A 12,157-nucleotide genomic window follows, 5' to 3' on the forward strand; every position below is an offset into this window, starting at 1 on the left:
TAAAATCGTAGCCTGGGTGAAGCACACACCCATAACCTGGGTTCCGCTGCGCATCACCCAGGCTACAATTTATAATTTACCCACGGCTCGGGCGCAACACCATACATCTACTTTTTTTACCCCCGATTTCTTTAAAGTGAATGCCAGCTCATTGGCTGTGCTGCCCGTAGTTAAGAGATCATCAACAATTGCTACATGGTGCCAGGGAATTTTTTTGACGTTAAATGCATGACGTAAATTTTTTTGTCTTTGTTCGCCGTCAAGACTTGCTTGGGGCTCCGTATTAAGGATTTTTTGACAACTGGTTAAGTCGTAAGGTAACTGTAATTTTTTTGCGAGTAATCGAACTAAAACTGCTGCTTGGTTAAATCCGCGCGACTTAATGCGTTGTGGATGCATAGGGACGGGGATTAAACATTGAGGCATAACTTCATCCTTTGGCAGTGAGTGAACCATTAATTGACTTAAAAAAGATCCTAGATAAAGACCATTGCGGTATTTAAATTGATGCAAAAGATTGCGTAGAGGCTCTTCAAAGACGTAATTAATGAGTGCGCGATCAAAATAAGGTGTTTTTTTAATACAACGCCCACAGACTAACAGATGAATATCGGGCAAAGGATATGCGCAGTAGTGGCAGGCGGGACCTAAGCGGGTCATGAACTCAATACACGAGGTGCATACTGCCATTTTGCTGTGATGAAACTGATTGCATAAAACACATATTGAGTACAAGCGTAAACTTTGTGTTAAACTCCATATTTTCTGGCGCACGCGTGTTGGATTCCTTTAATTTTTCCTGGTTTTATAATGGCTGTTATCTACGAAATTAGCAAGGCATTTAATCAACATGCCACTGAATATGAATTTGCTGCCAAGGTACAAAAAGAGATTGGATTGCGGTTATTGGATCGATTGCAGTATTTGAGTATGAAGCCACAACGCATTCTTGACCTTGGATGCGGCCCAGGTTTATTTTCTTATGAATTGACGCAGATGTATCCAAAGGCACAGGTTGTTGGTTTGGATTTGGCTCAGTTCATGTTGATGCAGGCACAAAAAAAGCAAAGTTGGCGACGAAAGTGGTCTTTAGTGGCTGCAGATATGCGGCAAATGCCTTTTGCTACAGGTACGTTTGATTTAGTTTTTGCCAATCAAGTGATTCATTGGGGCGGTCTTTTGACGCCAGTTTTTCGTGAGTTGAATCGTGTCATGCAAGCGAATGGTTGTTTGATGTTTACTACTTTGGGCCCGGATACATTTAAAGAATTAAAGTATGCTTGGTCTGAGGTAAATCATTATGCCCATGTCAATGAATTTGCTGACATGCATGATATCGGTGATTGCTTGATGTCAGAACATTTTTTAGAGCCGGTAATGGATATGGAATTATTGGCCGTGCATTATGAAACCCTACCCAAGTTATTACATGCTTTAAAAGCCCAAGGAGTAAAAAATATTAATCCTCAAAGAAACCAAGGATTAACTGGGAAAATGGCTTGGCGACAATTTGAGCAAAACTACTCTGCCCTGCAAACCGAGAAGGGGAAATATCCGTTGACATATGAAGTGGTTTACGGACATGCCTGGAAAGGCGAGCAAAGAAAAACCGAGCTTGGGATAGAAACAATGATCCCTGTTTCGCAGATAATAAGACGTCGAAGTTAGTCCATTCATTTTTTAATTGCCGCATAATATTGCAAAGCCCTTTTCCGTGCCAGATTATGATCGACTAATGGGAAAGAATATTCTGCTCCTAAGGTAATAGGCAAAGCATTTGCTGGAGCTTCCCAAGGCTTATGAATCCACTCATTAGGTACTTGCGCCAATTCGGGTACCCATGTTTTAACATATTTACCTAGAGGATCAAATTTTTCTCCCTGGAGCACGGGATTAAAAATGCGAAAGTATGGAGCGGAGTCTACCCCAGTGCCGGCTACCCATTGCCAACCAGCGGAATTATTTGCCAAATCGGCATCAAGAAGTGTATACCAGAACCATTTTGCTCCTTCTCGCCAGTCAATTAATAAATCTTTAATTAGAAATGAAGCAGCAATCATCCGTACTCTATTGTGCATGTAGCCAGTTTCCCATAATTCACGCATTCCAGCATCCACAATGGGAAAACCCGTTAGACCTTTTTGCCACTTTTTGAGCGTTTCATGGTCTTTTTGCCATGAAAAAGCATCGAATTCCTGGCGAAAATTTCTATAGGGTAAATCCGGAACGTGATAAAGCTGATAGTAAGAAAATTCCCGCCACCCTAATTCAGCGAGGAAACATTCTGACGAGCTCATATTGCCGTTTGGTTGCACTTGGAACTGTTCGATTGCACGCCATATTTGCCAGGGACTAATTTCACCGAAATGTAAATGGGGCGACAGCCGAGAGGTAGCTATTTTACTTGGTTTATCACGGCATGCTTTATAGTTTTGTAGATGATGTTGAACAAAAAAATCCAGTTTTTTCAGTGCCCCGATTTCACCAGGTTCCCAAAACTCAGGAAATCTTTTGGCCCAATTAGGTTTTTCAGGTAAAAGGCTCCACTCTGCAATAGGTTCTGAAGTAACTGTAGGACTATCAGGCCAATTATGAATAGTCAGTGCATTAGGTATTTCCATGTGCTGTAAGCACTGTTTCCAAAACGGGGTAAACACTTTAAAGTACTCACCGCTTTTATTTTTGATTGTCCATGGTTCGTTTAACAAGCTCCCGTTGAAGGAGTTTACTTTTATTCCTAGGCTGCTCAACTCTTTAGTAATGTGTTTATCACGCTCAATACTCGCCGGTTCATAACAGCGATTCCAATAAATTTCGGTAATTTCATAATATTCGATGATTTTTTTTAAAATCGGTAATGGTTCTCCTTTTTTAAGGAGCAGATCCAGGCCGTGTTTTTTCAGTGTTTTTTGCAAGCAAGATAGACTATGATGGAGCCACCAACCCTGAGCACCACCAAGCAATTCGCCGGGATTTTCCAAAATATAAAGGGGGATAATGGATGGATGCGTTTTGCACGCTGTAAATAGGGCAGGATTATCACCACAACGCAAGTCCTGACGAAACCATACAATTGCAGTTGACACAGGCTTCTCCTTTTCAAGTAGGGATTGGAGGCGGGCTAAGCATTCTTTAATTGTAGCCCGGGCTCTGCTTCGCTTCACCAGGCTACCGATCTAGCCAGTCAATTGGCTACGTTTTTGTAATTTCTTAGTTAAGTCAATTAATGGAAGTGCTTTTTGAGCAAATATTTCTAATGCGTCGAGGGCAATTTGATAATGCTTATTGATCTCTTCTTCCAATTTTTTTGGGGAAAATAGAGTCGCAAACGTTATTTTTTGGTTTGCCAAATCAGAGGAGCGACCTTTACCCAGTACCTCGGTAGGAGCATAACGGTCCAAGTAATCATCTTGCATTTGAAAAACCAGACCTAGATGGCTGGCATAGGTTCGTAAAGCTTCTTTATATGTTTCCGGTGCTGAGTGGGCATTCAAAACCATTTCTATGCACGCTAAAATAAGCCGTCCCGTTTTAAGGTAGTGAATTTCTCTTAGCTGTTCTTCATTCGTAGATGATTTTGCCAATTCAGACAAATCCAGACTTTGCCCGCTTACCATGCCGCTGATACCGCTTGCTTTAACAAGCTCAAGAGTGATCGCAATGACTTGTTGGGGGTGGAGCAAGGGAGAAAGATGGGTTAAGAGTACTTCAATGGCCAAGGCCTGCATGCCATCGCCTACTAAAATTGCTGTTGCCTCATCAAAAGCTTTATGACAACTGGGTTTACCACGGCGTAGATCATCATTGTCCATGGCAGGGAGGTCATCATGAATTAACGAATAACAATGCGTTAATTCGATTGCAGCAGCAATAACATCCAGAATTTTGAGATCAAGATCAAGTAAGTTCCCAGTTAAATAGACCAAAATAGGTCTGATTCTCTTTCCTCCAGGGAATAGAGAATAATTTATTGCAGAATATATCGTTGTCGCAGGTACAGAAGAGTCATTAATTATTTGTTTGAGAAATTCTTCGTGCCGTTTTATGTAGTTACTTATCACTTAATTATTCATCCGAGCTGGGTTCTGCAGAAGTTAAAGTTTCTATTTTTTGTTCTGCCTTTTGTAATACATCCTGACATTGTCTCGCCAGACTAATTCCTTTTTCAAATTGTTTCAGGGAGTCTTCTAAAGAGAGTTCTCCTTTTTCCAGTTGCCTGACAATTTCTTCTAGTTCTGTGATTGACTGTTCAAAATGCATACCTTGGCTCATAGATTTTGTCCTGATTGTGCAAAATGTACTGATTATACTGGGTTGTTCCCAGGATTCAATGTAGTAAATTAATTTTTAATGTTCATCCGCGTTTATCTCTATGTCACGTGGATAACCCCGTGAACAAGTCCCGGGCGGAATGGAGTAGGCAAGTAACTGATTTCTTGAATAATGGTTCAATACATCGATAGGATAAATCGTGTATATTAGAGCTCTTGCATGGTTATGCAAGAACGCTTTCAATTGAAACTGAATCGGATGGATAAGAATGAAAACAAAGACCCAATTTGTCTGCAGTCAATGTGCCGCAATTTCTAAGCAATGGGCCGGGCAATGCACCCATTGTGGCGCATGGAATTCGATTGCAGAAGAGGGGATGCCAGTGAATCGTAATTCACGCAGCGGGTCATGGGCGAATCAACGTTCGGTAATCACTGCTGTAGAAGATGTAGTCATGGATAATGAACTACGCATGGATTGTGGTTTATCTGAACTTAATAGAGTACTTGGCGGTGGTTTGGTGTATGGTTCTGTAGTTCTGATTGGAGGGGATCCTGGCATTGGTAAGTCCACTTTGTTATTGCAGACTCTGGCTAATCTTTCCATGCAGGAAACTGTTTTATATGTAACGGGAGAGGAATCTTTGCAGCAAGTAGCTATGCGAGCCAAACGTCTGGGTTTGCCTTTGGCAGGTTTAAGACTTTTAGCTGAGACACAAGTTGAATCAATTATTGCTCAAGCACAAAAGGAAAACCCTAAAGTGATAGTGATTGACTCGATTCAAACTATTTTCACGGAAACCATAAGTTCTGCTCCGGGGGGAGTAAGTCAAGTACGTGAATCAGCAGCACAATTAGTTCGCTTTGCCAAACTGACCCAAACAGCAGTATTTCTGGTGGGGCATGTAACGAAAGAGGGCGCCCTGGCTGGGCCACGGGTTTTAGAGCATATGGTGGATAGTGTTTTATATTTTGAAGGTCAAAGTGACAGCCGTTTTAGAGTGATTCGTGCCATTAAAAACCGTTTTGGTGCAGTCAATGAATTGGGTGTATTTGCCATGACCGATAAGGGATTAAAAGAAGTGGCCAACCCCTCAGCGATTTTTTTATCGCGTCAACCAGAGCCTACTTCAGGTAGTGCGGTAATGGTGACCTGGGAAGGATCACGTCCCATGTTGGTTGAAGTACAAGCACTGGTTGATGAAGCACACGGACAACAATCCAAACGTGTTACCGTTGGTCTTGAGTCAAATCGTTTGGCCATTTTACTTGCTGTCTTACATCGACATGGAGGAATTGCTACTTATGATCAAGATATTTTCATTAATGTAGTGGGCGGTGTAAAGGTCACAGAAACAGGTTCCGATTTGGCATTATTAGCTGCTGTGGTATCCAGCTTACGCAATCGGATCTTTGACCGGGAAACCATTATTTTTGGCGAAGTGGGTCTTGCTGGTGAAATTAGACCGGTACAAAGTGGGCAAGAGCGACTAAAAGAAGCAGCAAAACATGGATTTAAGCGTGCTATAGTGCCTTTTGCCAATGCCCCCAAGCAACATAATTCTTCAATGGTTATCGAGCCAGTTAAATATTTGCATGAAGTTCTGGAAAAAATGTAGTTCTTGATTGTAAGCTGGATAAAGCGAAATATACCTGGATGTTTTTTCTGCTTTTCCGGTTGCACTTCGTTTAACCCAGTCTACACTGAGTCGTGTTATAACGCTTCAAAATTTTATGACATGATAATACAAAGTCTTTACCTTTTTGCTGTTAATCAACAATAGGAGCAATGATGACTTTTCCAGCCGAGCTAAAATTTGCATTTATGGATATGCTAACTCGCAACAAAATTTCATACACCCAAGGTTGGTCGAACTTTATGGGAAATGTACGTAATCCCTCCGCCGTGGTTATTGATGTAGAAAATGAAGCGCAGGTCCAATGGGTCATGAAAGAAGTAAAACGAATGAATGAGAATCGGACTCCAAAAGATAAAATTACCTTAAGAGCTACTGCAGGGTGGGAAAATAAAGAGAAACCTGAAGGTTGTTGCTTATTTCCCTGGTTTAAAGTTCAAGACGACAAATATGGTAAAGGGAGCTTTTCTTTTTCAGAAGTAGTTGGTGGCAGAACCTCATCTCAAGGTGAAGGCACAGACATTATTATCCGTTTCAAAAAGAAATATCACAAGGCGAAAGTTCTTGGGCCGCTTAATACGAAACCGGCATGGTTTAATCCAGACAATCCAATTCATCAGCTTCCTGCATCACTGGTTGAAGTAAACGCAGGAATGCAGGTAGACGACTATGCAGAATTTTTGCGTAAACATAATCTCTCTTCAACAACGCTAAGCATGCTCAGTTGGGCAAGTCTGGTGGGATTAGTGGGTACTGGTGGTCATGGCACAGGCCGTGATGAATCGGCTGTTAGTGGCTTGATTGAATCAATAAAAGTGTGTGATATGGATGGAAACATTCGTGAATTGACTCCTGAGCATCCTGATTTTGAAACGTTACGCGCGGCACACAGCGGCTTTTTAGGGGTTGTTCTTAGTGTGAAGATGCGTGCTGTGCAAGCTTACAATTTACGTGAAACGATCGCTGTATTTCATAACACTGAAGAAATGAAAGGAAAATTGGGAGACATATTAAAGAATAATCACTACGTGAGTGTTATGGGAATGCCCAGCTCTTCCAAGTCAGAGCTTAGTGAACACATTCACCAGTGGCAAGTGCGTATGTGGAATTTCACGACGGAAAAACCAACTCAAAATAGTAAGCCTACTTATGCGCCAACAATTACTTCGTTTATTCAGGAACTGGGAGCACGGTTAGGTGAGGATATAATGGATTTTCTAGTTAATTCGGACTTAAAGGTTTTGTTGCCGGAATTTATGTTAATTGCTGCTGCTCAATCAATTGAAGCGCGTGGAACAAAACCTATAGTTGATTTTGAAAACCATATCACGCACCCGCAAGTCGCTTTCCCTGAAGAACTCCGTGATGTAGATTATTTTATCCCTGTAAAAGATGACAAGGCAGGGGAGCATTTGGAACATATTTTGCGACAAATTGAAATGCAGGTAAACACGTCGGCAAAGCGTGGGGAATACCCATTAACTTATGCAGTGTATGTCCGCTATTTGAAAGGAACTAATGGTGGATTGTCTACAACCAGTACAAGTACCCAAGATGAACATGTTATTGCTTTGGATGTGGTGACTCATCCTCAAGCACAGGGTATTGTTCGTTTTGAAAAAGAGTTTTTAGAGTTTTTAAAAGAACAAAAATTAGAAGTAAGAAACCACTTAGGTAAAAATTTTCCAGCCGGCGTGGTTCGTTATGCCCAATTTTTGGACTCTAAAAATATGAAGCAATTTATAGAAGCGGCGGAACGCTGGAATGCAACACCCAACAAGGATGATGGCGCAGAGCGTTTGGCTATGGCTCCTTATTACACAAATTATTTCCAGGAAATGCTTGATCTGCGTCCAAGTTTGGAAAGTGAGTTGGAAAAAAAGAGCATCATAGGAGAAAATCGTTCACCAAAAACGGAGCCAATAGAATATACTAAAGAAGAATATGTAACATTTTTAACCCGTTTATGTGACGTAGTTGATTTAATGCCAATGCAGAGCGATGCTGCAAAAAGTGCCAAGGCGACTTTTTTAAAGACTTGCCAGCATGAATTGGAAAATCGAAGGCTACGTGATTTGATTATTGCGTAAATTTGTTGTGGCTGTAAATTAATGCCTGCGTACTGCGCTTTAGGCGCGGTATCGAGAAACATGTTTGGGATACTCCAGAGTTCTGTTTCAAGGGCAAGAGACTCTGGATACCGCGCCTAAAGCGCGGTACGTAGGGTAAAAATTTGTGAGGATCTCTCAGAGCTTGCCCGCCAGATCCAGTAATGGTGAGCAATGTGGTGAGCCCGCGAACAAGTCGCGGGAGGTAGAAAGATAATTTCCTTAACTTAATAGGTAGCAGTGAGGCTAAAGCAAGGTGATATATGGACATAACTCCTTTTTTTAAATTAATGGTAGATCGCGGTGCTTCCGACTTATTTTTTAGTGTGGGAGCACCGCCTAATATTAAAATCGAAGGAGTTATTTCACCTGTAGGGCATGCTCCGCTCAAAGCACAGCAAATGGCTGAAATTGCTTTATCGCTAATGAGTGATGATCAGCGTAAAGAATTTGAGGCTACTTTGGAACTTAATATGGGGCTTTCTATTTCCGGGGTTGGGCGTTTTAGAATTAACTTATTTCGCCAACGCGGTGATATCTCCATGGTTGTGCGTTATATCCAGAACAAGATTCCCTCGATTGAGCAATTAAATTTACCTCCACTTTTAAAATCGATTGTCATGGAGTTGCGCGGCCTGGTTTTAGTAGTAGGTTCCACGGGATCAGGAAAGTCAACCACCTTGGCAGCAATGATTGATTACCGTAATGAAAATCAAAGCGGACATATTTTAACAATTGAAGACCCCATAGAATTTATTCATCAACATAAAAAATCCATAGTGGATCAACGTGAAGTGGGCATTGATACAATGAGCTATGATAATGCATTAATCAATGCAATGCGCGAAGCCCCAGATGTGATTCTAATCGGTGAGATTCGCGAACGTAACTCCATGAAACATGCCATTGCCTATGCAGAAACTGGACATTTATGTATTTCAACGCTGCATGCTAATAATGCGAATCAGGCTATGGACCGGGTTATTAATTTTTTCCCTGAAGATGCACGAAAGCAAATATTGATGGATCTGTCGCTTAATTTGCGAGCTATTATTTCAATGCGCCTCATTCCAGGCTTAAATACGCAACGCATCGCAGCCGTAGAGTTGTTACTTAATACACCCTATATTTCTGATTTGATTGAAAAAGGAAAAATTGATGACATTAAAGAAGCCATGGAACGAAGTACGGAGCAAGGCATGCAAACTTTTGATCAGGCTTTATTAAAATTATATCGAAGTGGATTAATTTCCAAGGAAAATGCTATTAAATATGCTGATTCAAAAAATAATGTTGGTTTGCAAATTCGGTTAAATAGCAGCGCAGACTTTGACTCACAAGATGATAATCTGACTATAGAAGGAGATTGATTTTTTTGATCTTTGTGTTAAAATTTGAATCAATTTGATTCCGCTTTATAATTCATGCCTTCTTCATTCCTCCAGATCAACGATATTGAATTAGGCCCTGCTTCCCATGCAACGGGCCATGAAACGTATCTCCGTGCGGTATATACTCCTCCCGATAAAAGAACTCCCCCTTATCGAATCATTTATAAGAAAAATAAATATGGTCGAGCTGAACTTTCGCGTTTGGAAGTGATGTTCGGTCAATTAGCCCGTCTGTTTTTATTATCTAATTTAACGCCTCTTAATAATTTGGTAGTAGATGCTAACGGTAATATTGATGGTTTGGCAGTGGAGCATCTTTGCTATGTCATAACAAACAAGGAAGGCAAAGACACGCTTTTTTATACCTTCAAAGACCCAGAAACAGGGTGTGACTATGCTCCTCCGGCACGATACGTTGATCCTACCCAAATACCTATTTACTTTATGGATAAAGTGCCTCAGGGCTTTTATGCGCGTTTAGTCGAAGCGGAGATAGACGGGCGTTTAACCATTGATTATGAATCCTTAGCCAGTATTCTCGCTACTTCTTATACATTAGAGGAGGATGATTTACATAAAGGCAACTATGGATTTTATCTGGTAGAACGAGAGGGCAAGCCCCACGTCGTGTTTTTCAAAATTGATCATGATTTGATGTTTGTAGACAGCATCATGGGGTTTCTTACCCGTCGCCCTTTCCATTTACTACATGGTGCTCATGCTTTTGATATCATAAAAGATGATCTCAAGTCTCTGGTGTGTTTAACCAATTCCTCGAATTCATATTGGCCAACAAAATTTGGTTATATTTCTAATCCTTTTGACAATAAAGAATGCCATAACTATGCCGATATTAATGCTTTTTCCCGCTTACTCCATAATCCTCAGTTTATCCGAGCGAAATGGAAGTCTTTTTTTAAGCATATTTTAATTCCGAATGAGCTTATTGTGCGGACATTAGAAGACTGTGCTGATATGACGAAAGCCCAGGATCGGGCGGAAGTCGCTTTAATAACTCAAACTACCGTAGCAAGGCTTGCGCGTTTGCGGGCAGCACTGTTTTCGATAAAAGAATTTCGTACGTATGTGCGGGAATTGGATCCAGAGCAAATCCAGGCTTTATTGAGAGAAATCATTCCGCCGAATTTGACTGAGACGCTGGGGCAACACCTTCAGGAGTCTTTTTCCCAATATCGAGATTTATGTAATGGCAATGGATTCGAAAAAGGTGATACACCGTTACATACAGCAATCAAGCTGGGTGAATATCGTTACGAAGAAACAATCAGCATGTTTCGCGAGTTTATTAATGTAAAAAACGCTGCAGGTAAAACTCCTTTGGATATTGCACTGGAACGGGTTCAATCGGGGAGCTCTGATGAACATGACGTGCAAAAAAATGGAAAGCTAATTAGCAAGCATTTAATAAAAAATGGGGCGGACACCACCAAATACCCCCATCTCATTCCAATAATCCGCGCCTATACTTTTAAAAATCCTTATCTGGAAGGAGTTAATGCAAGCATGCGCTACAGCTCTTTTAAGGATATTTTAACCCAAATCGGTGAGGATCATCGATTTTGCCTTAAATTTAAAAAGAATTTGGCACGTGAATGCATTGAGCAGTTTATCAAAGTGAACGCAGGGCGTCCTGATTTTACGAAGCGCTTGGAACGGTTAAGAGACGATATCAATGGATATTCATCCGAAGAAGAATCTGCAGGCGTAAAATACATCCGCCAGTTACGCAGCAGCTTCTGGATTATTCGCCAACTGCGAGGATTGTATGGCTGGAGTTCAACTCAATGGGAAATTCATACGATGATAAACAAAGCGTTGGAAGAGAGAAAAGTTAAGGAACCCAGTTCTTTTTCATTCTTTTCTTGTGGTGATGAAATGGAAAATTCTATTAAGTCGCGGGCTGATTCATGCGCTATGACCTGACCTGGGTGCTGTGTCTGAATCTGCAACATCCCTTAAGAGCCATCCCTGCCCACGACTTGTTCGCAGAGACGGTCACAAAATATAGATGTAGTATTTTGTTTTATAAATAATTTTTAAGAAATTCCTACGTGCCGCGCTTTAGGCGCGGTATCCAGAAAATCTTAAGTTGTACAAATATTTTTCTACCATCGCACTTTCTATGGATACCGCGCCTAAAGCGCGGTACGTAGGCAGAATATGGCTTTAGTTTTTGACGATCTTTCAGGGACAAGCCGCGGGGAGTAGGCTGAGAACGTGAGCAAGAGGTAGGGCTGTGTAGCGGAGCCCGGAACGATTTATTTTTATCCAGACCCCTATGAGCTAATGTGTTTGCATTTGTCCTAAGTGGAAGGGATAATCATGCCGGCAACGGGCGTACGCGGCGCCAATCTTGGCAGGATTAGGATAAAATGCATAATGGGTAGCTTTGTATGCGCAGCAGGGGACTGCACTGACAAAACAGCCTCTTTTCGCGTTCCAGCGGTAATGGCCGTCTTCTGCAAGCTGCAATGTTCTGCCGTCAAAACAGACATAACGAGGTTGTGAAGGAATCTCGCCAATGACACACCCTTGGGCATAAGCAAAATGGGTTAATGTTAAGAATAAGCCAATTAGTATGATTTTCATCACTTAATCCTTTAATCTTGCTATACTAATGTTATAACGTTAGTCCATCTTACTGCCTTTATTCAAGCGGGATGTTCTTATGCGATGAAAATTTAAGGTTTATTTAATAAAATAAGTTTAAAATAGATACATAATGATTT

General features: G+C 41.2%; 10 protein-coding genes. 5 read left to right on the top strand and 5 right to left on the bottom strand.

Annotated elements, in window-relative coordinates; genetic code table 11:
• Window positions 1-69: 69 nt before the first annotated feature.
• Entirely contained in the window at window positions 70-774 is a 705-nt protein-coding gene (locus LXO92_RS05365; RefSeq protein WP_425600743.1) for a ComF family protein, read from the bottom strand.
• Between the two features lie 36 nt (window positions 775-810).
• On the opposite strand from LXO92_RS05365, the gene bioC reads away from it, so the two are divergent.
• Window positions 811-1,668: a malonyl-ACP O-methyltransferase BioC gene (gene bioC, locus LXO92_RS05370; protein ID WP_232890520.1), complete on the top strand. Its 858-nt coding sequence runs from the start codon at window positions 811-813 to the stop codon at window positions 1,666-1,668.
• A gap of 5 nt (window positions 1,669-1,673) precedes the next feature.
• Here bioC and LXO92_RS05375 read toward each other — a convergent pair whose 3' ends face one another.
• From LXO92_RS05375 to LXO92_RS05385, 3 genes are all read right to left on the bottom strand, one after another.
• Window positions 1,674-3,086, bottom strand: coding sequence for a cryptochrome/photolyase family protein (locus LXO92_RS05375; RefSeq protein ID WP_232890521.1), 1,413 nt, complete (start codon window positions 3,084-3,086; stop codon window positions 1,674-1,676).
• 90 nt (window positions 3,087-3,176) lie between these two features.
• Window positions 3,177-4,061, bottom strand: coding sequence for a polyprenyl synthetase family protein (locus LXO92_RS05380; protein ID WP_182351717.1), 885 nt, complete (start codon window positions 4,059-4,061; stop codon window positions 3,177-3,179).
• A 4-nt stretch (window positions 4,062-4,065) separates the two neighbouring features.
• A complete protein-coding gene (locus tag LXO92_RS05385) occupies window positions 4,066-4,272 on the bottom strand; it encodes an exodeoxyribonuclease VII small subunit (RefSeq protein WP_182351718.1) in 207 nt (68 codons plus the stop codon).
• A 268-nt stretch (window positions 4,273-4,540) separates the two neighbouring features.
• On the opposite strand from LXO92_RS05385, the gene radA reads away from it, so the two are divergent.
• The 4 genes from radA (at window position 4,541) to ankK (ending at window position 11,351) form a co-directional block, all read left to right on the top strand.
• A complete protein-coding gene (gene radA / locus LXO92_RS05390; protein WP_182351719.1) occupies window positions 4,541-5,890 on the top strand; it encodes a DNA repair protein RadA in 1,350 nt (449 codons plus the stop codon).
• A 173-nt stretch (window positions 5,891-6,063) separates the two neighbouring features.
• Complete coding sequence (locus LXO92_RS05395; RefSeq protein ID WP_182352743.1) at window positions 6,064-7,998, top strand: FAD-binding oxidoreductase; 1,935 nt, start codon at window positions 6,064-6,066, stop codon at window positions 7,996-7,998.
• A gap of 281 nt (window positions 7,999-8,279) precedes the next feature.
• Complete coding sequence (locus LXO92_RS05400; RefSeq protein WP_182351720.1) at window positions 8,280-9,386, top strand: PilT/PilU family type 4a pilus ATPase; 1,107 nt, start codon at window positions 8,280-8,282, stop codon at window positions 9,384-9,386.
• Window positions 9,387-9,440: 54 nt separating this feature from the next.
• Window positions 9,441-11,351: a Dot/Icm T4SS effector AnkK/LegA5 gene (gene ankK / locus LXO92_RS05405; RefSeq protein ID WP_182351721.1), complete on the top strand. Its 1,911-nt coding sequence runs from the start codon at window positions 9,441-9,443 to the stop codon at window positions 11,349-11,351.
• A gap of 360 nt (window positions 11,352-11,711) precedes the next feature.
• On the opposite strand, the gene LXO92_RS05410 is transcribed toward ankK, so the two are convergent.
• Entirely contained in the window at window positions 11,712-12,017 is a 306-nt protein-coding gene (locus LXO92_RS05410; RefSeq protein ID WP_232890523.1) for a hypothetical protein, read from the bottom strand.
• Window positions 12,018-12,157 lie beyond the last annotated feature (140 nt).

It is taken from the genome of Legionella resiliens (genome assembly GCF_021344005.1).
GTDB classification, from domain to species: Bacteria; Pseudomonadota; Gammaproteobacteria; order Legionellales; family Legionellaceae; genus Legionella; species Legionella resiliens.

Excerpts from the sequence above, each read along its gene's own strand:
- bioC (WP_232890520.1), top strand. The coding sequence starts at position 811 with ATGGCTGTTATCTACGAAATTAGCAAGGCATTTAATCAACATGCCACT.
- LXO92_RS05385 (WP_182351718.1), bottom strand. The coding sequence starts at position 4,272 with ATGAGCCAAGGTATGCATTTTGAACAGTCAATCACAGAACTAGAAGAA.
- radA (WP_182351719.1), top strand. The coding sequence starts at position 4,541 with ATGAAAACAAAGACCCAATTTGTCTGCAGTCAATGTGCCGCAATTTCT.
- LXO92_RS05395 (WP_182352743.1), top strand. The coding sequence starts at position 6,064 with ATGACTTTTCCAGCCGAGCTAAAATTTGCATTTATGGATATGCTAACT.
- LXO92_RS05400 (WP_182351720.1), top strand. The coding sequence starts at position 8,280 with ATGGACATAACTCCTTTTTTTAAATTAATGGTAGATCGCGGTGCTTCC.
- ankK (WP_182351721.1), top strand. The coding sequence starts at position 9,441 with ATGCCTTCTTCATTCCTCCAGATCAACGATATTGAATTAGGCCCTGCT.
- LXO92_RS05410 (WP_232890523.1), bottom strand. The coding sequence starts at position 12,017 with ATGAAAATCATACTAATTGGCTTATTCTTAACATTAACCCATTTTGCT.